This is a genomic window from Pseudomonas sp. S11P7, from assembly GCF_023195435.1.
Taxonomy (GTDB): Bacteria; Pseudomonadota; Gammaproteobacteria; order Pseudomonadales; family Pseudomonadaceae; genus Aquipseudomonas; species Aquipseudomonas fluorescens_G.
In genome coordinates this window covers 4,989,837-5,012,608 of sequence record NZ_JALPKS020000002.1, presented here as the reverse complement: position 1 = coordinate 5,012,608, position 22,772 = coordinate 4,989,837, and the positions used below count along the sequence as shown (strand labels likewise).

Annotated in this window: 16 protein-coding genes and 1 pseudogene; 16 read left to right on the top strand and 1 reads right to left on the bottom strand. The window is 58.6% G+C overall.

Annotated elements, in window-relative coordinates:
• Positions 1 to 47: 47 nt before the first annotated feature.
• From M0746_RS23045 to M0746_RS23025, 5 genes are all read left to right on the top strand, one after another.
• Entirely contained in the window at positions 48 to 1,694 is a 1,647-nt protein-coding gene (locus M0746_RS23045) for a DUF6543 domain-containing protein (RefSeq protein WP_258450699.1), read from the top strand.
• Positions 1,613 to 2,467, top strand: a complete 855-nt coding sequence (locus M0746_RS23040) for a leucine-rich repeat domain-containing protein (RefSeq protein WP_258450698.1) — start codon at positions 1,613 to 1,615, stop codon at positions 2,465 to 2,467. Before M0746_RS23045 ends, M0746_RS23040 begins: the two co-directional genes overlap by 82 nt.
• A gap of 330 nt (positions 2,468 to 2,797) precedes the next feature.
• Positions 2,798 to 3,784 carry a hypothetical protein gene (locus M0746_RS23035; RefSeq protein ID WP_258450697.1) on the top strand — a complete coding sequence of 329 codons (987 nt, stop codon included), beginning with the start codon at positions 2,798 to 2,800 and terminating at the stop codon, positions 3,782 to 3,784.
• Positions 3,785 to 3,866: 82 nt separating this feature from the next.
• Positions 3,867 to 6,428 (top strand): RHS repeat domain-containing protein, encoded by a 2,562-nt coding sequence (locus M0746_RS23030; RefSeq protein ID WP_258450696.1) that lies wholly within the window; start codon positions 3,867 to 3,869, stop codon positions 6,426 to 6,428.
• Positions 6,397 to 8,640 (top strand): RHS repeat-associated core domain-containing protein, encoded by a 2,244-nt coding sequence (locus M0746_RS23025; RefSeq protein ID WP_258450695.1) that lies wholly within the window; start codon positions 6,397 to 6,399, stop codon positions 8,638 to 8,640. The genes M0746_RS23030 and M0746_RS23025 overlap by 32 nt, the downstream gene beginning before the upstream one ends.
• Before the next feature lie 24 nt (positions 8,641 to 8,664).
• On the opposite strand, the gene queG is transcribed toward M0746_RS23025, so the two are convergent.
• On the bottom strand, positions 8,665 to 9,738 hold the full coding sequence (queG, locus tag M0746_RS23020; RefSeq protein WP_258450694.1) for a tRNA epoxyqueuosine(34) reductase QueG: 1,074 nt from the start codon (positions 9,736 to 9,738) through the stop codon (positions 8,665 to 8,667).
• A 63-nt stretch (positions 9,739 to 9,801) separates the two neighbouring features.
• Here queG and M0746_RS23015 point away from each other — a divergent pair.
• The 11 genes and pseudogenes from M0746_RS23015 to M0746_RS22965 all read left to right on the top strand — a co-directional run bounded on the left by M0746_RS23015 (position 9,802) and on the right by M0746_RS22965 (position 22,717).
• Positions 9,802 to 11,300 (top strand): annotated as a pseudogene (locus M0746_RS23015) (NAD(P)H-hydrate dehydratase).
• Entirely contained in the window at positions 11,288 to 11,758 is a 471-nt protein-coding gene (gene tsaE, locus M0746_RS23010; RefSeq protein ID WP_007967425.1) for a tRNA (adenosine(37)-N6)-threonylcarbamoyltransferase complex ATPase subunit type 1 TsaE, read from the top strand. The pseudogene M0746_RS23015 and the gene tsaE overlap by 13 nt, the downstream one beginning before the upstream one ends.
• Positions 11,759 to 11,809: 51 nt before the next feature.
• Positions 11,810 to 13,189, top strand: coding sequence for an N-acetylmuramoyl-L-alanine amidase (locus M0746_RS23005; protein WP_394598461.1), 1,380 nt, complete (start codon positions 11,810 to 11,812; stop codon positions 13,187 to 13,189).
• Positions 13,186 to 15,093 carry a DNA mismatch repair endonuclease MutL gene (gene mutL, locus M0746_RS23000; protein WP_258450693.1) on the top strand — a complete coding sequence of 636 codons (1,908 nt, stop codon included), beginning with the start codon at positions 13,186 to 13,188 and terminating at the stop codon, positions 15,091 to 15,093. The genes M0746_RS23005 and mutL overlap by 4 nt, the downstream gene beginning before the upstream one ends.
• The gene (miaA, locus tag M0746_RS22995; RefSeq protein ID WP_258450692.1) at positions 15,093 to 16,064 is read left to right on the top strand and encodes a tRNA (adenosine(37)-N6)-dimethylallyltransferase MiaA; all 972 of its coding nucleotides are present in this window, start codon (positions 15,093 to 15,095) and stop codon (positions 16,062 to 16,064) included. Before mutL ends, miaA begins: the two co-directional genes overlap by 1 nt.
• Positions 16,065 to 16,159: 95 nt before the next feature.
• Complete coding sequence (hfq, locus tag M0746_RS22990; protein WP_090280768.1) at positions 16,160 to 16,426, top strand: RNA chaperone Hfq; 267 nt, start codon at positions 16,160 to 16,162, stop codon at positions 16,424 to 16,426.
• A 12-nt stretch (positions 16,427 to 16,438) separates the two neighbouring features.
• Entirely contained in the window at positions 16,439 to 17,740 is a 1,302-nt protein-coding gene (hflX, locus tag M0746_RS22985; RefSeq protein WP_090280771.1) for a ribosome rescue GTPase HflX, read from the top strand.
• 96 nt (positions 17,741 to 17,836) lie between these two features.
• Positions 17,837 to 19,003 carry an FtsH protease activity modulator HflK gene (hflK, locus tag M0746_RS22980; protein WP_208938959.1) on the top strand — a complete coding sequence of 389 codons (1,167 nt, stop codon included), beginning with the start codon at positions 17,837 to 17,839 and terminating at the stop codon, positions 19,001 to 19,003.
• A complete protein-coding gene (hflC, locus tag M0746_RS22975) occupies positions 19,003 to 19,872 on the top strand; it encodes a protease modulator HflC (protein ID WP_039756857.1) in 870 nt (289 codons plus the stop codon). The genes hflK and hflC overlap by 1 nt, the downstream gene beginning before the upstream one ends.
• A 313-nt stretch (positions 19,873 to 20,185) precedes the next feature.
• A complete protein-coding gene (locus M0746_RS22970; protein WP_208938958.1) occupies positions 20,186 to 21,373 on the top strand; it encodes an ATP phosphoribosyltransferase regulatory subunit in 1,188 nt (395 codons plus the stop codon).
• A gap of 54 nt (positions 21,374 to 21,427) precedes the next feature.
• Positions 21,428 to 22,717, top strand: a complete 1,290-nt coding sequence (locus M0746_RS22965) for an adenylosuccinate synthase (RefSeq protein ID WP_039756860.1) — start codon at positions 21,428 to 21,430, stop codon at positions 22,715 to 22,717.
• The last annotated feature ends 55 nt before the right edge of the window (positions 22,718 to 22,772 follow it).

Genomic DNA, 22,772 nt, shown 5'->3' with positions numbered 1-22,772 from the left:
CCCTTTGTCGAAAGGGGCAGCACAACCCCACTCAAGGATGAGTACACATGGCTGGAAAACCGCCAAAGGTCAAACCTGTTTCTGCCCCAACCAAAACGCCTGAGATCAATGCGGATGGCCCTCACCGGCCACCGTTCGCCTCTCCAGCAATGCCGCATTCGCCCATACCCGGCAGCTTCGAACCGTTGCGTCGTTCCTTCGAACCAGACGCCGTCGTAGTAATGCCGGCGATCAGCGTGAGCGCGAACCCGGGTTCTTCCGCAATCGACGAATTTGCGCTGCTTGCTGCGAAGTCTTCGCTGACGGATTACTGGGTACCCACACCCAAAAACCTCGGCGATGCCGATGCGCAGGGCATCCGGATTTTGAAGCAGCGTCAGTATGTCGCCGTCGCCAGTGACCATATCGTGCAAGTGGTTACGGACGCTGAGAGCGGTCTGCTTCGTGCCACGCTGGCCAGAGAACGCACGCCTTCCGGGCCTCTATTGAAGCGGGACGGCGAGTCCCGGTTTTGGGTCGCACTGGAGAGCGACGGTTTCACTATTTCCGATTCAATTACAGCGCAGGCCGCAGAACTTTTTCGCCGATCGGGACGCTCCGTTGCGCAGTTTTCCGACACCACGGTTGTACGCATGCTGGCAGTGAGCGGGGTTAACGAAGCAGTGCTGCGCGATGTGATCGCGCATGATCGTCCCGTGCCTTTTTTGTTGGAGGACACCCTCAGGCGATTCGAACTTGATCAGCAAGTTCAGGCGGAGGGGCGGGTAGCCCCTGAGAGTTTCAAGCGCTTCAAAGACGCTGAGGATGCGTTCGAGTCCGACTGTGATGAAAACACTTTACAGATGCGCCGGGTATTTCCTGATCTACCGAAGACCGCTGCCCAGGCGATATGGCGTAATACCAGTGCTGCCGAGCGTTTGCATATGCATAACCAGCCTGGCATGCCGCGGCAAATGGCAGAGCAAACGCTAGTGGCGCTGCGCGATGTTCGTCTCGCAAGAGCCTGCGAAGGCCTCTATCTGGATTCGGTGTCCAGTGCGGACAGTGAACGACTGGCGTTAAAAATGATGGAACGTCTTGCCGGATGGCCGTCAAAGATTCGTATCGAAATTCGTCAAGGCGTGGCGGATGGCGACGTTTTCAGCGCTATAGGCGATGCTCGATGGCCGGTTCGGCACGTGATGATTCGTCAAAACGAAGGTTACGCCATCCGGAACAGCGACAACCTGTTTGCTCAAGGGACGACTGGGCTGTATTCCGCAGTCTGGTTCCTGTTGCAACCCACGCAACACCGGTTGCTGGGTGTGACCGATGGCGGTGGTGCGGCGTTGCAGCAGTTGGTTCGAGCACTACCGTTGCCATCGCGGCAAGACGTGTGCGAATTGCTCGGGCTAGCACCGTTGCCAGTCACTCCCGTCACTGCTCAACACAGGCAAGCGGGGCAATTGCGAGGCGGTGGCGACACTAACCCGCAACCGTCAAAGTCCGTTGTCGAGCGTGTACGTGAGCTTTATCCACAGCTTTCGGATGAAGAAGTGAATTCGTTCGTTACCGAGCGTTTGAAGAGTGACCCAGCCGGCGTATTGACCCGCCTGGAAAAGAACTCGCGACATTGCGTGATGAATTGGCGTTATGGAATGCCAATGGGTCGTCACGTCATGCGCAGGGGGCGGAACAGGAGGGGGCGCCGCTAGCCGCCGGACAACGCCAGGCTCGCGAGCAGTTCAGCGCAAAGCTGCAGGATATCTGGCAGCGCAAGTCGGTTTCCAAGTGGAACGACGGACATGATTGTTTTTCCCACTATGTCGAATTTTCGGGTGAGCTACCAAAGTTGTCCGCCCGATTTGAGTACGTAACAGAGTTATTATTGACCGCAAATAAACCGGGCGCACGGATAGGCGCATTTCTTGACAGCTTTCCCAATATTGAATATTTGGGGGTCGTCCGCATAAAGATGGAGGAATTTCCCTCAGTTATATTTCAAATGCGCCAGTTAAGCGAGCTTACGCTGGACGGGTGTTCGCTGAAATTATCCGAGGTCACAGCTGAAGGATTGTCTAGAATCGAAACGCTTACCCGGTTGAATCTGGCCAACAACCCTCTGACACTCGCTCCGCATGTAGGCTACATGGCAGGTTTAACCGAATTGATGCTGAGCAACGCAAATATTTCCAGCGTCCCTTCAGGCATAGATAAGCTCAGGGAACTGGGTATGCTCGCATTGCATGATAATAATATCTCCGACATTGGAGATGAATTGTTCGAAATTCCGGATACCCAGGGGCTGTTCGTTGGTTTGTTGCGTAACCCGCTGAGTGACGTTTCGAAACAACGGATTAATCAGTATTTGGAAAATTCCAGTCTGGATCGCAAAGTGGAAATCCAGTCCGAGGAGGTGGTTTTGGAATCTGACTCCGATAGTGAGTCCTCTGAAAGCGGATTTTCGACAGGCTCGGACAGCGACTGAATATTTGTGAAAGTAACGGGATCTTTGTTTTCATAACATACCTCGAAAAGAATAAACTGCCTGGCGGCTCCCCTGCTGATTCGATACGCTTGAAGTCAGGAGGGAGAGTGATCATTGTGAGTCGGAACAGTAATGGCATTGCGAAAGTCTGTATCGTAAGGTTTGCGCTTTTCAGATTTATTAGTATTTGTGAAGTTTTTTCCTGGTGGTGTGGAGTTATTGCGTCTTCACAATTTGTCGAATGTCGCGGCTGTTCTTATTTAGATTGAGCCTCAATACTTTGCTGAGTCCTTAAAGGATGAAATTTATCAGTCAGCAAGGTGGTATCAAATGTTTGATGATCAAATTGGTATTTCCCGTATCGAGGTGAAACTCGACTCCACACGTTCAGGCCAGCACAAAGTGCTTTATGCCAACGGTCGTATGCAGGTGCGTGTATTGGTGCTTCTGCACGGCATCGATAACAACGGTGACGGCGCATCGTTGTACGGGCATCCCGGTTTGCAATCACTGCGATTGATTGCCTATAACGGCGCTCGGCCGCTGGATGGAGACTGGAGTGTATCGCTGCAAGAGAATCGTTATGCTCACGAAATGTCGGGTGGGGAAACGCGCCTGACAGAAGTTCCGCGTAGCACGGACCACCGGATAAGCGACCCCTCTGATCCGGTACAGATTTTTCAGTTCTGGGTTTCGGCTTCCAGACCTGGAATCATGGACGTGGCCGCCGAGATTTCCATGGACGGCGTGGTATTGCGAAGCAACGGAATCGGTTTCGACAGCAGTGTTACGCTGGAGGCGATCCCGCCGAAAAAATATACCCGGAGCAGTTTTTCTCTTCATAAGTACGGCACGTTCACGGAGCGAGTATACGAGGAGCGGATTCAATATTTTCATCTCGGACTTCACGCTGATGGTCGTCAGATAAACTTGCTTGATTGGTATAGTAATACCATAGCGCTTAATCCGTATGATGCTGAAGATGCGGTCATGGTGTACTCGTCAGGTACGATAAATCACAACAGTGGCGGCGGCAGAAGTTTTTATGGTTATCTGGCGCCGATCTACGGGCGATCGGCTTCGGTCAAGACTCCTCTCGGTTATATCACTTTTCCGCTCAACGATGTTCCGGGGGTGTTGACCCTTGTGCAGCGCACCACGCTTCAGACAGAGGAAAAGCCGGGCAGCGACGGTGCGTTTGAACTTGCAGTTATTGATGAGTTCGGTTCGGAACACTGGCTTGCTATTGATGGTGATATAGAACGACGGACTTTCATTCTGGGTGAATCGAAGCGTTCAACAAAGCAGTTTTCCTGATTTTACGTGTGTGGTCAGCGATTGTTCGCTGATCAACGTGACCTGCCATTATCTACATCTGAAGTAACGGAGATTTTTTTCTATGGAAAGTAATTCATCTTCCGCTGTTCAATCAAACGCGTTCAACTTCGGTGAGTTTGTTTCTGGAGGCGTTGATCCCCGCACGGGCATGTACACGTGCGCCTTTTCGTTGGGAAAATTGCATTCGGCGGATCTCAATGGTCCTGAGCTTGCACTTTCACTGGGCTTCAATCCGCTCAATCAGGCGGATGCCGGCTTTGGCATTGGCTGGTCTTTGACCATGACCAGTTACGACGTGCTCAGCAAAGTCATGACGCTGTCCAGCGGCGAGCGCTACAAAGCCGTAGAAACGCCTGACAGTCTGCACTTCAAGGAAATGAAGCTGCAAACGGCGAAAGTGTTGGTGGCCGGATCAGGGCGCTATGAAGTTCGGTACAGGGATGGGCGGCGCGAACTGCTCAAAGTCCTGGCTGGCACTCAGGTCGCCGTAGCGGAAAAGATAATCGCGGCGAACGGTGCGAGCATTACGCTGAAGCACGAGTCGTTCAACGGTTTTCCCCGATTGAGCGAAGTCCATGACGCCAAACGATGCTTGTTGAAAATCACCCGTTCTGAAGGTCGGGTCAACTTGACCCGGCATCCTGATACCTCGTCAAGTTCCAATTACAAGTTGATTTTGAGCAACAGTCGAGTAACGGAAATCAAGCTTCCGGTCGGCAGCGAATGGAAACTGGAGTATGAGGTTATTGATGGGGCCAGCTACTTGTGGCGCGTCGTCAATCCGTTGCGTGGCGTAGAAATCATTCGCTACAAGCGACTAGGTCACCGCTTCAAAAGTGACGGGGAAAAGACACTCCCCTTTGTCATTGCGCACGATGTTTACCCAGGACGCGGCCAGCCTCGACTCTGCAAGGCCTACGCTTACTCCGATCATAATTTTCTGGGGCAGGGCGTCGACGCGACTCCAGACAAGGACAACAAGGAACTGGATCCTCTTTATCTGGCGCAGGGTCACTATGTCTACACCTCGGACGAGCAGTTGATACTGAGCGGTAAGGTGCATACCCGCATTGTGCGCACCTACAACAAATTCCACTTGCTGGTGGCTGAGGTTACAACCTGTGGCGACGCTCAGGTCGCCACGGCCACTGAGTATCACTGTTCCGTCACCAAGCTTTTCAATGAGCAGGTGGCTCAGTTCCGCATGCCGAAGGTTCACACCGTGACTCACCTCGATCGGCGCACCCTACAGCAGCGTTTGGAAACGACCGTCACCGAGTTCGATGGTGAAGGCAATTTGCTCAAGCATGTTGAGCCAAGTGGTGTGACGACTACGACGGAGTTTTATCCGGCAAGTGGTGGCGATAACTGCCCGAAAGATCCGCTGGGTTTCTCCAGGTTCCCGAGAAAGAGGACGGTCACTGCTGCCGCCTCGGAGGATGCTTCGACAGTCACGTACTACGACTATGCCCTGCATCCGGCGCTGGAGGGCGCGGGATTGGCCAGCGTGTTACCGGTTGCGGAGCGGTTTTTCGAAATAGTGGACGGTGTCGAGATTTTGCGCTCGAAAACCGAACGCAGCTATCTGTCTACGCCAAAGGACCCGCTCAAGCACGGGGCCACGAAACAGCAAAATGTCATCCTCAACGATAAAAAAACCTCCACCGAATTTACCTACGAGCTTGAAGGCGACAAGTTGCGGGTCAAATCCAGCACCCGAGGGTTTGACGATGCGCTGCAGACTTTTGAGAAAGTGCTTTGCACACTCAATGGATTACCGTTGTCGGAGTTGGGTGTCGATGGTGAGCGCATCGAATATGAATACGATGCAATTGGCCGAACGGTGCGAAAAACGGTTGCTCCTGGCACCCCTTATGCGGCTGCCACTCAGTGGGCGTATCTGGCTGCCAGCAAGGAGCAGCCGGCGACGGTGGTGACCACCGATCCCGTCGGCGGCGAACAGCGGGTGACCTATGACGGTCTGGAGCGGGTGATCACCGTTCAGGAAAAGGACTGCGACCATCCGGACAAGGACGGGCTCATTCAGAGTCGCATGCTGTATTCGGCTCAGCATGATGCGGTCGGACGCAAAGTAAAAGTGACGCTGACCGATTGGCGTGAAGGCACGCCTTATCCTGCCAGCACCGGCTACGAGTTCGACTCTTGGGGCCAGGTCAGCAAGACGCTGCATGCCGACGGGCGAGTCGAAAAAAACGAGACGAATCCGGTCCTTCGCCAGCAAACCACTTGGCTCCAGGGAATGGGCAAGACACTCACCCTCGTCAATGATTTTGGCAAACCGCTGAGTGTCGAGAGCTTCAATCTGAAGAACAAGAGTCTGGGCAAAACCGTTTACGCCTACGACGGATTCGGACGCACAACCAGCGAGACAGATCCTGTCGGCAATACCACTCGATATGAGTACGACGTTTTTGATCGGATAATCCGCACGGTCCTGCCTGACGCCAGTGAGGTGATCACAGACTACGCCGAGCACAGCGACGAACAGCTGGCGATCGGTATCAAGGTCGATGGCAAAGCGTTGGGGCAGCAAACCTATGACGGTTTGAGTCGTTTGATCCAAAAGTACCGTGGGCGGGCGAAAGTCCGAGGCAGGTTATGAAGCGGGCTTCACTCAGCCTCAGTGGCACAAGAGTGCTGATGGCAAAAAAACCGAATTCACCTATTTGCGCGATCTGGGCGGTTTACTGACGGAGCGCAAGGCAGGGGAACTGGTCACCACCCTGACTTATGACCGCGTCAGTGGCAATCCTTTGGCTTGTACCGAAAACGGCAGGCAACGCAGTTTCAGCTATTACCCTTCCGGACGCGTCAAATCCGAAACGACGACCTTTGGCACTGTCACGAAAGCAACGTCCAGTAGCTATTCCCTACAGGGGCGCCCGGTCAGCCATGTCGATGTACTCGGAGTCCAAAGCACATCCGCATACGATGAGCACGGCCGCCTGCTGGTCACCACGCAGGGTTCGTTGAAAACCGAATTCCACTACGACCTCCAGACCGGGATGCTGGGCTGGACGAAAACCGAAGACACATCGATCAAGCGTCAGATGATCACCCGGTTTGCCTATGACGATATCGGTCGAGAAGTCCGCCGTACATTCGAGATCCAGGGCCAGCCTGACCAGACGCTGGAATCGACTTACACGCTTGCAGGCAAACTGGCGCAGAAGGTGTCCAGGCGCGGTACGCAACTCTTGCGTGATGAGCAATTCATCTACGATGTTCGCGGGCGTTTGATCCAGTACGACTGTGCCGGTACCCAAAAGCCCCACGATCCGTATGGCAAGGAAATTGTCCAGCAGAAATTCACCTTCGATGCGCTGGATAACATGCTTACCGTGCAGACGAAGTTCCCGCTGGGCGTGAATCTGACGACCTTCAGTTATGACAATCCAGATCCTGTACAGCTCAGCGCCGTCAAACATTCCCATGGCGACTATCCGCCGGCAGTGACGCTGGAGTACGACGCCAACGGCAGGATGATCAAGGACGATCAGGCGCGAACCCTGGCCTATGACGCGTTCGGGCGCCTTGAGCAATTATCCGGCGCAGGGGGATCAGTCATTCGTGGCTACCATTACGACGGTTTCGACGATCTGGTTGAACTGTCGCAACCCGACAAGGTAACGACGCAGCGTTACTACTACGCAGGCCGGGTCGCCCATGAGATCAGTGGTGAGAATTCATCCAGTGTCATGCGTCACGGTGGCGCGCTTGTGGGGCAACAGCAACTGGGCTTGAACGCCGGCGCCCAGCTGTTTGGCACCGATCAGCAGCAAAGCGTGCTGGCAACGCTGGGCAAGGAACAGCTCTACGATTGTGCCTACAGCCCTTACGGGCACCGTCCTGCTGAAGGCGGATTGTTCAGCCTGGCTGGATTCAACGGCGAGCAACTTGATCCGGTAACCGGACTGTATTTGCTGGGCAACGGTTACAGAGCCTATAGCCCGACATTGATGCGATTCCTCGCCCCCGACAGCATGAGTCCGTTCGGCGCGGGCGGATTGAATGCCTACAGTTATTGCCTGGGCGACCCTGTCAACCGTGTTGACCCGACCGGGCATATCTCCTGGCAATCAATATTGGGCATCGGGCTGAGTATTCTCGGGATTGTTGCCAGCGTGGTGACGATGGGCGCGGCGACGCCATGGGCAGTGGCGGCGTTGGGGCTGGCGGTTGCTTCAGGCCTGGCGGGTATTGCCGGCGAGGTGGTCAATGAGCTGGCACCGGCTTCTCAAGCAGGCGAGATATTGGGCTGGATCAGTTTCGGTCTCGGGCTGGCTTCGCTCGGTGCAGGTTTGGCCGCGGGTGCAAAAGCTGCCGTGAATGCTGGCAGGAAGATGGCTTCAGCCTTTAGCAAAGGGCTCAGCCCTGATCGTAACGGCGTAGCCAAAAACGCAAGACATGTAGGAACGCGTAGAACAAGCAACAATCCACAAAGTTCCACGGCGCCCGCAGCGGAAGAGGCGAAGCCCTGGCAGGTGCAAAGGCCCAAGAAACACAAAATTTCGACTGCTAAAAGGGAAGAAATGGCTGAAAAGTTTTACAAAAAAGTGGAAGAAAATGTGCCACCCAATGAAGCAGCCGCGGCGTCCGACATGCATTGGGGTGACATGGGAGGAGCCGGCGCTGGAAGAAGAGTAACGCATGTTTATTTCACGAGGTCGGCCGGACGCGGGGAGCGTATTTACCTGCTAGAGGACAGTAATACGAGAGTTTGCAAAGTCATGCAGGCAGGCGGCCATTGGACTAAGGAGGAAACCCCCGGAAGAATAAAAGCTGCTGCAAGTATGGAAGCAAAACGCCAATAGCATCCTGAGTACTTCGCTCGCCGTTTAGTGATCTGAAGGTCTGGAGTGCCGGCCCAGCGCCCACTCCACATGCTCTCTAACCAACTCTGACGGATAATCCCGTCGCGCCTTCAACGCTTCCAGCACCGGAATCGTTGAAGGCGCATTGCCCAGCCCCACTGCCAGATTCCGCAACCAGCGCTCATACCCCGCTCGCCGCAACGGCGAACCTTCGGTGCTGCTGAAAAACTTCTCTTCATCCCACAAAAACAACTCCGCCAGTTCGGCATTGTCGAGGTTGTGCCGTGGCTTGAAATCGCTTTCCCCGGAAGGCTTGGCGAAGCGGTTCCACGGGCAGACGATCTGGCAGTCGTCACAGCCGAACACTCGATTGCCGATCAGCGGGCGCAGCTCTTCGGGGATGGCGCTTTTCAGTTCGATGGTCAGATAGGAAATGCAGCGCCGCGCGTCCAGCACATACGGGCCGACGAAGGCGTTGGTCGGGCAGATATCCAGACACGCAGTGCAACGGCCGCAATGTTCAGTGCTGTGCGGCTCATCCACCGGCAGCGGCAGGTCGACGAACAGCTCGCTCAAGAAGAAATAACTGCCGGCCTTGCGATTCAGCACCAGGGTGTTCTTGCCGATCCAGCCCAGCCCGGCCTGTTCGGCGATGGCTTTTTCCAGCACCGGCGCGCTGTCGACAAACGCGCGAAAACCGAACGGGCCGATCTCGGCCTGAATCCTGTCGGCCAATTGTTGAACACGTTTACGGATCAATTTGTGGTAATCGCGGCCCAAGGCATAACGCGACACGTAGGCTTTTTCCGGTTGCGCCAGCATTTGCGCCATTTGGGTGTCACCGGGCAGGTAGTCCATGCGCAGCGAGACCACGCGCAAAGTACCCGGCACCAGTTCCTCGGGATGCGAGCGTTTGCTGCCATGGGCGCCCATGTAGTTCATTTCGCCGTGGTAGCCGGCGGCGAGCCAGCGCTCGAGGTGCTGCTCGTGCTCGGCGAGGTTCAGGCCGCTGATGCCGACTTGCTGAAAGCCCAGCTCGCGGCCCCACTCCTTGATCGATTGGGCGAGGGCGGGCAGGTCTGTGGTAATGGCGGACATGAGGCGAGAGAAACCGGAGCTGAGGTGCGTATAATTCTGCCAGACATCGGAGCCCGAAGACGCATGCCGCAGACGAAAGATGAATTACCCGACGCACTGTACGGCGCCGCTCAGGTGCGTGAGCTCGACGCGCGGCTGATTGCCGCCGGCACGCCGGGCTTCGAATTGATGCAGCGCGCGGCCCGGGCGAGCTGGCGCGCGCTGGTGCGGCAATGGCCGGACGCGAGCGAGCTGACGGTTCTGGCCGGGCACGGCAACAATGCCGGGGACGGTTACCTGATCGCCGCACTGGCATTGCGCGCCGGTTGGGCTGTGCGCGTGCTGGCGGTGGGCGATCCGCAGCGCTTGCAAGGGGATGCGGCACGCGCCCATGCCGAAGCTCTGGCCGCAGGTGTTGCTATGCAGCACTGGACAGATGACAGCGAGCTGCGCGGCATCGTTGTCGACGCCTTGCTGGGCACAGGCTTGAGCGGCGAGGTGCGCGAGCCTTATGCCGCAGCGATCAACGCGATCAATGCCAGCGGTCTGCCCGTGACGGCAGTCGATATTCCTTCCGGGCTTTGTGCTGACACCGGACGAACCTTGGGCGTCGCGGTGCAGGCTGATCTCACGGTGACTTTCATCGGCCTGAAACTCGGCCTGTTCAATGGCGATGCCGCCGATCACGTCGGTGTGCTGGTATTCAATGATCTGCAGGCCAGCGCCGACATTTATAGTGACATTGCTGTCCGCGCCCGACGCCTCAACCCGGCTAATCTTCCGCTGCCAGCCCCGCGCGCACCGACGGCGCACAAGGGCCGTTTTGGCCATGTGCTGTTGATCGGTGGTGATCACGGCTTTGGCGGAGCGATTCTGCTCAGTACGCAAATGGCCTTGCGCAGCGGCGCGGGCATGGTGTCGCTGGCGACGCGTCCCGAGCACGTTCCGGCGGCGCTGACCCGGGTGCCGGAAGCTATGGCCCTCGGCACCTCGTCGGCCAATCAGTTAATGGGTTTGCTGGAAAAGGTCTCGACGCTGGTCGTCGGGCCCGGGCTGGGGCAAGCCAGTTGGGGGCGCGCATTGTTGTCCGCCGCAGCCAACGCATCCTTGCCACAGGTGTGGGACGCCGATGCGTTGAACCTGCTGGCCAGCGGCTTCGTTCAATTACCCAAGGATTGCGTGATCACTCCGCATCCGGGGAGGCGGCGCGTTTGTTGGGCATCAGCACTGCCGAAGTGCAGGCGGATCGCCCGGCGGCAGCGCTGGCGTTGAGCAAGAAATACTCAGCAGTCGTCGTGCTCAAAGGCACGGGCAGTCTGATCGCGCATCCCGACGGGCGCCTTTCGCTGTGTCATCAAGGCCATCCGGCGATGGCCACGGGTGGCCTCGGCGATGTGCTGGCCGGTTTGATCGGCGCACTGCTGGCGCAGGGCATGCAGGCTTTCGATGCGGCAAGTCTCGCCGTGTGGCTGCACGCCAATGCCGGCTTGCAACAAGGCAAATTCGGCCGTGGGCTGGCGGCCAGTGATCTGATTCCAGCCATTCGTCAGTTGTTGGAGGAGCAAGCACCGTGTCTGAAGTAACCCTGTACCTGGCCGATGAACAGGCCATGAGCGACTTTGGCGCACGGATCGCCCGCGTGACCCAGGGCCATGGCCTGATTTTTCTCGAAGGCAACCTGGGCATGGGCAAAACCACGCTCTCGCGTGGCATCATTCGCGGGCTGGGGCATGTCGGCGCGGTAAAAAGTCCGACCTTCACCTTGGTCGAGCCCTACGAGATCGGTGACGTTCGTGCCTTCCACTTCGACCTGTATCGCCTGGTCGATCCGGAGGAACTGGAGTTTCTCGGCATCCGCGATTACTTCGAAGACGATGCGCTGTGCCTGATCGAGTGGCCCGATAAAGGTGCAGGCTTTTTGCCAAAGCCTGACCTGACCATTACCATTAGCCCGCAAGACAGCGGGCGTTCGCTGAAAATTTTATCCCAGGGCTCGCGTGGCGAGGCCTGGTGTGCCGCTTTGGCATTGGAATCCAATTAAATGATGGGGTTTGGTATGCGCTTTCGCGCGTTGGTGGCTGCCGCTGGACTGATGTTGATGGCAGTAACCGTCAACGCTGTGGCCGATTCAAAGGTCAACAGCGTGCGTCTGTGGCGGGCGCCGGACAACACGCGACTGGTCTTCGACCTGAGCGGCCCGGTACAGCACAGCGTATTTACCCTGACTGCACCGGACCGTCTGGTCATCGATATCAATGGTGCCACCCTCGGTGCGCCTCTGAATGTGCAGACCGCCAACACGCCGATCACCGCCATGCGCTCGGCCCAGCGCACGCCGACCGATTTGCGCGTGGTCATCGACCTGAAGAAAGCCGTCACCCCGAAAAGCTTCTCGCTGGCGCCGAACGCGCAGTACGGCAACCGATTGGTGGTCGACCTGTTCGACAACCCGGCCGATGCCGCGCCGCCGCCTGCGCCAACGCCTTCGGTGGCGACCGTGCCGGCAGTGCCGGTGACTCCGACGGAACCGGCGATCAAACTGCCGCCAGCCCCGGCCGGCAAGCGCGACATTATTGTGGTGATCGATGCCGGCCACGGCGGTGAAGACCCGGGTGCCTCTGGCTCACGCGGCCAGCGTGAAAAAGACGTGGTGCTGCAGATCGCTCGCGAATTGCAGCGTCAGGTCAACGGCATGAAAGGCTTCCGCGCCGAACTGACGCGCACCGGCGACTACTTCATTCCGCTGCGTGGGCGTACCGAAATCGCCCGCAAGAAGGGCGCCGACCTGTTCGTCTCGATTCACGCCGACGCCGCGCCATCCGCTGCGGCGTTTGGTGCGTCGGTGTTTGCCCTGTCTGATCGCGGCGCCACGTCCGAGACTGCCCGTTGGCTGGCCGACAGCGAAAACCGTTCCGACCTGATCGGTGGTGCCGGCAACGTCAGCCTAGATGACAAGGACCGCATGCTCGCCGGCGTGCTGCTCGACCTGTCGATGACGGCCTCGCTGACCTCCAGTCTCAACGTCGGCCAGAAAGTTCTGACCAACATTGGCCGCGTTACGCCGCTGCACAAACAGCGCGTGGAACAGGCCGGGTTCATGGTGTTGAAATCGCCGGACATCCCGTCGATTCTGGTCGAAACCGGTTTTATTTCGAACGCCAACGAGGCCAGCAAACTCTCGGCGTCGAGCCACCAGCAAGCGCTGGCCCGCTCGATCAGCAGCGGCGTGCGGCAGTTCTTCCAGCAGAACCCGCCACCGGGCACCTACATCGCCTGGCTGCGGGATTCCGGCAAGATCGCTCAAGGCCCGCGTGATCACCGCGTCGGTCCGGGCGAGACGCTGGCGATGATTGGTGTGCGTTACCAAGTGTCGCCGGCCACATTGCGCGCGGCGAACAACCTGAAAACCGATGAGCTGAAAGTCGGCCAGCACCTGACCATTCCCGGCACTGAACTGGCGTCGAAAGAATGAACGAGGTTTTGAACAGCGCCCGCATCGAACTGCTCAGCCCACGGCTGGCGAACCAGATTGCCGCCGGTGAGGTGGTTGAACGCCCGGCCTCGGTCATCAAGGAGCTGCTGGAAAACAGCCTCGACTCCGGCGCCAAACGTATCGATGTCGATGTCGAGCAGGGCGGTGTCAAGCTGTTGCGGGTGCGTGACGACGGTAGCGGCATTTCCGCCGACGACCTGCCGCTGGCGCTGGCCCGTCATGCCACCAGCAAGATTCGCAACCTCGAAGACCTTGAGCAGGTGATGAGCCTGGGTTTCCGTGGTGAGGCGCTGGCGTCGATCAGCTCCGTGGCGCGCCTGACCCTGACCTCGCGCACCCGCGATGCCGATCAGGCCTGGCAGGTCGAGACGGAGGGCCGCGACATGGCGCCTCGCGTACAGCCCGCCGCGCACCCGGTCGGCACCTCTGTAGAAGTCCGCGACCTGTTTTTCAATACCCCGGCGCGGCGCAAATTTCTCAAAACCGAAAAAACCGAATTCGATCATCTGCAAGAAGTGATCAAGCGTCTGGCGCTGGCGCGTTTCGACGTGGCCTTCCATCTGCGCCACAACGGCAAAACCATCCTCAGCCTGCACGAGGCCCACGATGATGCGGCCCGCGCCCGGCGGGTGGCGGCAATCTGCGGTTCGGGGTTCCTTGAGCAGGCGCTGCCGATCGAGATCGAGCGCAATGGTCTGCACCTGTGGGGCTGGGTCGGTTTGCCGACGTTCAACCGCAGTCAGGCCGATTTGCAGTATTTCTTTGTAAACGGCCGCGCGGTGCGCGACAAACTGGTCGCCCACGCGGTACGTCAGGCTTATCGCGACGTGCTGTTCAACGGTCGTCACCCGACGTTCGCGCTGTTTTTCGAGGTTGATCCGGCGGCGGTCGACGTCAACGTGCACCCGACCAAGCACGAAGTGCGCTTCCGCGACGGGCGCATGGTGCATGACTTCCTCTATGGCACCTTGCACCGTGCGCTGGGCGACGTGCGTCCGGAAGATCAACTGGCCGGCTCGGTCACCACGGCGATCGTTCGACCCAGCGGAATCGAGGCGGGCGAATTTGGCCCGCAGGGCGAGATGCGTCTGGCCGCCAATGCGCTGCTTGAGCAACCGCAGGCACAACCGGCGTTCAATACCTCGTCCGGTGCCAGTGCTGGCGGCGCTTATCAGTATCAGTACACGCCACGCCCGCAATCGGCTGTTCCCGCCGCCGAGGCTCAAGCCGCTTACAAAGAATTTTTTGCGCCGCTGCCTGAGGCTAATGCCAGCGCGCTACCGACCGGCCAGGAAGATATTCCGCCGCTCGGTTATGCACTGGCGCAGCTCAAAGGCATTTATATTCTGTCCGAGAACGCCCATGGCCTGGTGCTGGTGGACATGCATGCCGCACATGAGCGGATCATGTACGAACGCCTGAAGATCGCCATGGCCAGTGAAGGGCTCAGCGGACAGCCGTTGCTGGTGCCGGAGTCGCTGGCCGTGAGTCAGCGCGAAGCCGATTGCGCCGAAGAGCATGCCGCGTGGTTCCAGCGGCTGGGCTTCGAATTGCAGCGGCTGGGCCCGGAAACCCTGGCGATCCGGCAGATCCCGGCGTTGCTCAAGCAGGCCGAAGCCAATCGTTTGGTGGGTGACGTGCTCTCGGACCTGATGGAATACGGCACCAGCGACCGCATTCAGGCGCACCTGAATGAATTGCTCGGCACCATGGCCTGTCACGGCGCGATTCGCGCCAACCGGCGCCTGGCCCTGCCGGAAATGAACGGCCTGCTGCGCGACATGGAAAACACCGAGCGCAGCGGTCAATGCAACCATGGCCGACCGACCTGGACCCAACTGGGCCTGGACGATCTGGACAAACTGTTCCTGCGCGGTCGTTGATGAGCCAGCTGCCTCCAGCGATTTTTCTGATGGGCCCGACCGCTGCGGGCAAGACCGACCTGGCCATCGAGCTGACCAAGGTGTTGCCATGCGAGCTGATCAGTGTCGATTCGGCGCTGGTCTATCGCGGCATGGACATCGGCACCGCCAAGCCTTCAAAAGAGCTGCTGGCCGAGCATCCGCACCGCTTGATCGATATTCTTGATCCGGCCGAAGCCTATTCGGCTGCGGACTTTCGCCGTGATGCCCTGCAAGCCATGGCTGAAATCACCGCACGCGGAAAAATCCCGCTGCTGGTGGGCGGCACCATGCTCTATTACAAGGCGTTGGTCGACGGCCTGGCGGACATGCCCGCCGCCGATCCCGAGGTGCGCGCGCAGATCGAAGAAGAGGCCGCGCGCCTTGGCTGGCAGGCGCTGCACGATCAATTGGCGCTCATCGACCCGGTGTCGGCGGCGCGGATTCATCCCAACGATCCGCAGCGTCTGAGTCGCGCCCTCGAAGTGTATCGAGTCAGCGGTCGAAGCATGACCGACCTGCGTCAGCAACAATCTGCGCAAAGTACCGAAGCAGCCGCTTCGGGACTGCAACAATTGCCCTATACTGTCGCGAACCTGGCCATCGCCCCGGCAAACCGCCAGGTACTGCATGACCGTATCAGACAAAGATTCACAATTATGTTGGAACAGGGATTCATCGACGAGGTCGTAGCCCTGCGTAATAGAAGTGACCTGCATGCCGGGTTGCCGTCTATACGTGCGGTAGGCTATCGCCAAGTCTGGGACTACCTGGATGGCAAGCTGACGTTGGCCGAAATGCAGGAGCGCGGCATCATCGCCACGCGCCAATTGGCCAAACGCCAGTTCACCTGGCTGCGCAGCTGGGAAGATTTACACTGGCTGGACAGTCTTGATTGCGACAATCTGCCACGCGCCTTGAAATACCTTGGGACCATCTCCATATTGAGCTGAGTCCTTGCAATTGCCGTCTATCCTTGGGGGTGTGGCGGCCAAAGCCATCTGAATTACCTATTTTTTATTATTGAATCCTTAAAGGAGTGCGGCACATGTCAAAAGGGCATTCGCTACAAGACCCTTACCTGAATACTTTACGTAAAGAGAAAGTCGGGGTTTCCATCTACCTGGTCAACGGTATCAAACTGCAAGGCACGATCGAGTCGTTCGACCAGTTCGTGATCCTGCTGAAGAACACCGTCAGCCAGATGGTTTACAAACATGCTATCTCGACCGTAGTGCCGGTTCGTCCGATTCGTCTGCCTAGCGCAACCGAAAACGAACAGGGCGACGCAGAGCCAGCTCCGGGTAACGCCTGATAGGAGTCTCCTTTGTTCTTTGAGCGCCACGGTGGTGGTGAACGGGTAATCCTCGTTCACTTGGATGGACAGGACCCTGAGGCGCGCGAAGATCCGCAGGAGTTTCAGGAGTTGGCTAATTCGGCCGGCGCCGAGACCGTTGCGTTTTTTAACGTGCCGCGTCATCGGCCAACCGCCAAATACCTGATCGGCAGCGGCAAGGTCGAAGAGCTACGCGACCTGGTCAAGGCTGAAGAAGCCGATCTGGTGATTTTCAATCACGTCCTCACGCCCAGTCAGGAACGCAACCTCGAACGTGTTTTCGAGTGTCGCGTGATCGACCGCACCGGTCTGATTCTCGATATTTTCGCCCAACGCGCCCGTACCCATGAAGGCAAGCTCCAGGTCGAACTGGCCCAGCTTGACCACATGAGCACCCGGCTGGTCCGCGGCTGGACTCACCTTGAGCGTCAGGGTGGCGGCATCGGCATGCGCGGCCCGGGTGAAACCCAGCTCGAAACCGACCGGCGACTGCTGCGGGTTCGTCTGCGCCAGATCAAGGGCCGGCTGGAGAAGGTGCGCAGCCAGCGCGAGCAATCGCGTCGCGGCCGTTCGCGGGCAGAGATTCCGACTGTATCGCTGGTCGGCTATACCAACGCCGGCAAGTCCACGCTGTTCAACAACGTGACGAAATCCGAGGTCTACGCGGCTGACCAGTTGTTCGCCACGCTCGACCCGACCCTGCGTCGTCTGGATCTGGATGACCTGGGGCCGATTGTCCTGGCCGACACGGTGGGTTTCATCCGGCACTTGCCGCACAAGCTGGTTGAAGCATTTCGGTCTACCCTCGAAGAGTCGAGCAACTCAGACTTGCTGTTGCACGTCATCGACGCGGCGGAACCGGATCGCATGTTGCAGATCGAGCAGGTGATGGTGGTGCTGGGCGAGATTGGTGCCCAGGACTTGCCGATCCTCGAGGTCTATAACAAACTCGATTTGCTCGAAGGTGTCGAGCCGCAAATCCAGCGCGATGAAGACGGCAAGCCCCAGCGGGTCTGGCTGTCGGCGCGCGATGGCAGCGGTCTGGAATTGCTTGAGCAGGCGATTGCCGAATTGCTCGGCAGTGATCTGTTTGTCGGTACCTTGCGATTGCCGCAACGATTTGCGCGACTGCGTGCGCAGTTTTTCGAACTCGGCGCGGTGCAGAAAGAAGAGCACGACGAAGAAGGTGTCAGTCTGCTGACCGTTCGTTTGCCCCGGATCGAGTTGAATCGACTGGTAAGCCGCGAAGGATTGCAGCCGATGGAATTCATCGAGCAACACACTTTGCAATAAAAGCCTGAAAAAGCGGTTGTGCCGCAACGGCAGGCATTCTGTAGCATTGGTCGGCGCGCCGTGGGTGCGTCTTTGCTTTATCAGATGGAGAGCGCTATGGCTTGGAATGAGCCGGGTGGCAACTCGAACAATCAGGATCCCTGGGGTGGCAAGCGCCGCAATAACGGCGACCGCAAGGGGCCACCGGATCTCGACGAGGCCTTCCGAAAGCTGCAGGAAAGCCTGAACGGGTTGTTCGGTGGTGGCAAGAAACGTGGTGATGACGGCGGTGGTTCGGGCAAGAGCAGTGGCGGCTTCGGCGGCCTGCTCGGCATCGGCCTGGTCGTGCTGGCGGCCGTCTGGCTGTACAGCGCCGTCTACGTGGTGGACGAGCAGGAGCAGGCCGTGGTGCTGCGCTTCGGCAAGTACTACGAGACTGTCGGCCCGGGCCTGAACATCTATTTCCCGCCGATCGACAAGAAGTACATGGAAAACGTGACGCGTGAGCGTGCGTACTCCAAGCAGGGCCAGATGCTCACTGAAGACGAAAACATCGTCGAAGTGCCGCTGACCGTGCAGTACAAGATCAGCAACCTGCAGGACTTCGTGCTGAACGTCGATCAGCCGGAAATCAGTCTGCAGCACGCGACTGAAAGTGCCCTGCGCCACGTGGTCGGTTCGACCGCCATGGACCAGGTGCTGACCGAAGGTCGTGAATTGATGGCCAGCGAAATCAAGGAACGTCTGCAACGTTTCCTCGATACCTATCGCACCGGTATCACCGTTACCCAGGTCAACGTACAGAGCGCAGCGGCACCGCGTGAAGTGCAGGAAGCCTTCGATGACGTGATCCGCGCCCGTGAAGACGAGCAGCGTTCGCGCAACCAGGCCGAAACCTACGCCAACGGCGTGGTGCCGGAAGCCCGTGGTCAGGCCCAGCGCATCATCGAAGATGCCAACGGTTACCGCGACGAAACGATCTCGCGCGCCAAGGGTGAGGCCGATCGCTTTACCAAACTGGTCGCCGAATATCGCAAGGCGCCTGAAGTCACCCGCGAGCGTCTGTATCTGGACACCATGCAGGAAGTCTTCAGCAACACCAGCAAGGTACTCGTGACCGGCAACAAGAACGGCCAGAGCAATCTGCTCTATCTGCCGTTGGACAAGATGATCCAGAACAGTTCGGGCAACGCACCGGTGACTGGTTCGGCCGCCAGCAACAACTCGGACGTCACGCCGCATGTCACTGACGTGCCGCAGACGCGTACAAGGGAGACCCGCTGATGAGCAATAAATCGCTGATCGCCCTGATCGTTGGCGTCGTTGTGGTACTGGTGGGCTGGAATTGCTTCTACATCGTCGCTCAGACCGAGCGTGCGGTGCTGCTGCAATTCGGCCGTGTGGTTCAGGCGGACGTTCAGCCGGGTCTGCATGTGAAGGTGCCTTACGTTAACCAGGTGCGTAAATTCGACGCACGCCTGTTGACGCTGGACGCACCGACACAGCGCTTTCTGACCCTGGAAAAGAAAGCCGTGATGGTCGATGCCTACGCCAAGTGGCGGGTCAAGGATGCAGAGCGCTTCTACACCGCGACTTCCGGCCTCAAGCAGATTGCCGACGAGCGTTTGTCACGTCGTCTGGAATCCGGCCTGCGGGACCAGTTCGGCAAGCGCACCCTGCACGAAGTGGTGTCGGGTGAGCGGGACGCACTGATGGCTGACATCACTGCATCGCTGAACAAGATGGCGGAAAAAGAGCTGGGTATCGAAGTCGTCGATGTCCGGGTCAAGGCCATCGATCTGCCGAAGGAAGTGAACCGCAGCGTGTTCGAGCGTATGAGCACCGAGCGTGAGCGTGAAGCTCGCGAGCACCGCGCCAAGGGTAACGAGCTGGCCGAAGGCATCCGTGCCGACGCCGATCGTCAGCGCCGCGTGTTGCTGGCTGAAGCTTATCGTGAATCCGAAGAGGTTCGCGGTGATGGTGATGCCCAGGCCGCTGCGATCTATTCCAAGGCCTACGGTCAGGATCAGGAGTTCTACGGTTTCTACCGTAGCCTGCGTGCCTACCGTGAAAGCTTCGCGAACAAATCCGACGTCATGGTCCTCGACCCAAGCAGCGACTTCTTCCGTTACCTGGAAAAAGCCAAGCCTTGATGCGACGTTGACCTGAATCGCTCCGCCCGGCGGCTAAATCCTCGGGCGGGGTGATCCTTTGGGAAAACGTGTGTATGATGCGGCAGCCGGGAAATTCCCGGCTTTTTTGCGTCTGCACGTTTGATTGCTGTTTTTTGTTGCAGGCATCGGGTTGAATGGCCCGAACGTTTTTCGAGGAAAGTGGTGGGCGAAGCCGGTAACAGGCCTTTCGCCGCGTCGTTCATGCGCGTGCGTTTTGAACGGATCGATCATTTTCTGCTTCACTCAAGGCTCGCCCGCAGGCTGGCCGCCCGGATCAAAGGGGAATGGCGTAATGGCAACGGTAGACCGCTGGCTGCTGCCAGATGGCATCGAAGAAGTACTGCCACCGGAAGCGGCGCGCATCGAAGTCGCGCGTCGTCAGGTGTTGGATCTGTTCCAGAGCTGGGGTTACGAGTTTGTCGTGACTCCCCATATCGAGTACCTGGAATCCCTGCTGACCGGTGCAGGCCAGGACCTGGATCTGCGCACCTTCAAGGTCATCGACCCGCAGTCGGGCCGGCAGATGGGATTCCGCGCCGACATCACGCCGCAAGTCGCGCGCATCGATGCCCACACCCTGCGCCGCGAAGGCCCGAGCCGCCTGTGCTACGCCGGCAGCGTGCTGCACGCCCAGCCGCGGGCCTTGTCGTCCTCGCGCAGCCCGATCCAGTTGGGCGCCGAGTTGTACGGCGACGCCAGCCCGAGCAGCGACGTTGAAGTGATCAGCCTGATGCTGGCCATGCTGCAACTGGCCGACGTGCCGGATGTGCACATGGACCTTGGCCATGTCGGCATCTATCGGGGGCTGGCGCGCGCTGCCGGTTTGTCCGGTGAAGTCGAACAGCAGTTGTTCGATGCGCTGCAACGCAAGGCCATCGACGAGGTCATTACCCTGACCGAAGGCTTGCCAGCGGATCTGTCCGATATGTTGCGCGCACTGGTCGACCTGTGTGGCGGCCGTGAAGTATTGAGCGCTGCGCGCGAGCGTCTGGCCAATGCGCCGGCGCCAGTGCTGGCGGCCCTGGAAGACTTGCTGGCGATTGCCGAGCGTCTTTCGGCGCGCTTCCCTGATTTGCCGTTGTACTTCGACCTGGGCGAATTACGTGGTTACCACTACCACACCGGCGTGGTGTTCGCGGTGTTCGTGCCGGGCGTGGGTCAGTCCATCGCTCAGGGTGGTCGCTACGATGACATCGGCGCCGATTTTGGTCGTGCCCGTCCGGCGACCGGTTTTTCCACCGATTTGAAAACCCTGGTGACCCTGGGGCGTGCTGAGATCGAGCTACCGTCTGGCGGTATCTGGATGCCTGACAGTACGGATGCGGCACTCTGGCAGCAGGTTTGCCAGTTGCGCAGTGAGGGTCAGCGTGTCGTTCAGGCCTTGCCTGGACAACCTTTGGCCGCCGCCCGTGATGCGGACTGCGACCGGCAATTGATTCAGCAGAACGGGCTTTGGCAAGTATCGCCACTGGCTTCTTGAGTTTTCCTGCCGGCCATCGCCGGCACCAAGTTTGCGCGAATGAGGACAAGTGTTATGGGTAAGAATGTCGTAGTCCTGGGCACCCAGTGGGGTGATGAGGGCAAAGGCAAGATCGTTGATCTGCTGACCGAACATGCTGCCGCCGTAGTGCGCTACCAGGGTGGCCACAACGCGGGCCACACGCTGGTGATCGACGGCGAGAAAACCGTCTTGCACCTGATTCCGTCGGGCGTGCTGCGCGAAGGCGTGCAGTGCCTGATCGGCAACGGCGTGGTCGTCGCACCTGACGCCCTGCTGCGCGAGATCACCAAGCTGGAAGAGAAAGGCGTACCGGTGCGCGAGCGTCTGCGTATCAGCCCGTCCTGCCCGCTGATCCTGTCCTTCCACGTTGCGCTGGACCAGGCCCGTGAAAAGGCCCGTGGCGAGCTGAAGATCGGCACCACCGGTCGCGGCATCGGCCCGGCCTATGAAGACAAGGTTGCTCGTCGTGGCCTGCGTGTCGGCGATCTGCTGAACATGCCGCGCTTCGAAGACAAGCTGCGTGAACTCGTGGATTACCACAACTTCATGCTGGTCGGTTACTACAAAGAGCCGGCCATCGAGTTCGAAAAGACCCTGGCCGAGTGCAAGGAATACGCCGAACTGCTCAAGCCGCTGATGCTCGACGTGACGGCCGAGCTGCACGACCTGCGCCGTGCCGGCAAAGACATCATGTTCGAAGGCGCCCAGGGTTCGTTGCTCGACATCGACCACGGTACCTATCCGTACGTGACCAGCTCCAACACCACCGCCGGTGGCGTGGCGACCGGTTCGGGTGTTGGCCCGATGTTCCTCGATTACATCCTCGGCATCACCAAGGCGTACACCACTCGCGTTGGTTCCGGTCCGTTCCCGACTGAGCTGTTCGACGACGTCGGTGCACACCTGGCCAAGCAGGGTCACGAGTTCGGCGCCACCACCGGCCGTGCCCGTCGCTGTGGCTGGTTCGACGCCGTCATCCTGCGTCGCGCTATCGATGTGAACAGCATCTCGGGCATCTGCCTGACCAAGCTTGACGTACTCGACGGTCTGGAAACCATCAACATCTGCGTCGGCTACAAAGACGCGCAGGGCAACGCTGTTGCCCCGACCGATGCTGACAGCTACGTCGGCCTGCAGCCGGTGTACGAAGAAGTGCCGGGCTGGAGCGAATCGACCGTGGGTGCCAAGACCCTGGAAGAGCTGCCGGCCAATGCTCGCGCCTACATCAAACGCGTTGAAGAGTTGATCGGCGCACCGATCGACATTATTTCGACGGGCCCGGACCGCAACGAAACCATCGTTCTGCGTCATCCGTTTGCTTGATAAGTCGTTGATGTAAAAAACAAAGGCCCCTTAATCGGGGCCTTTGTCGTTTATG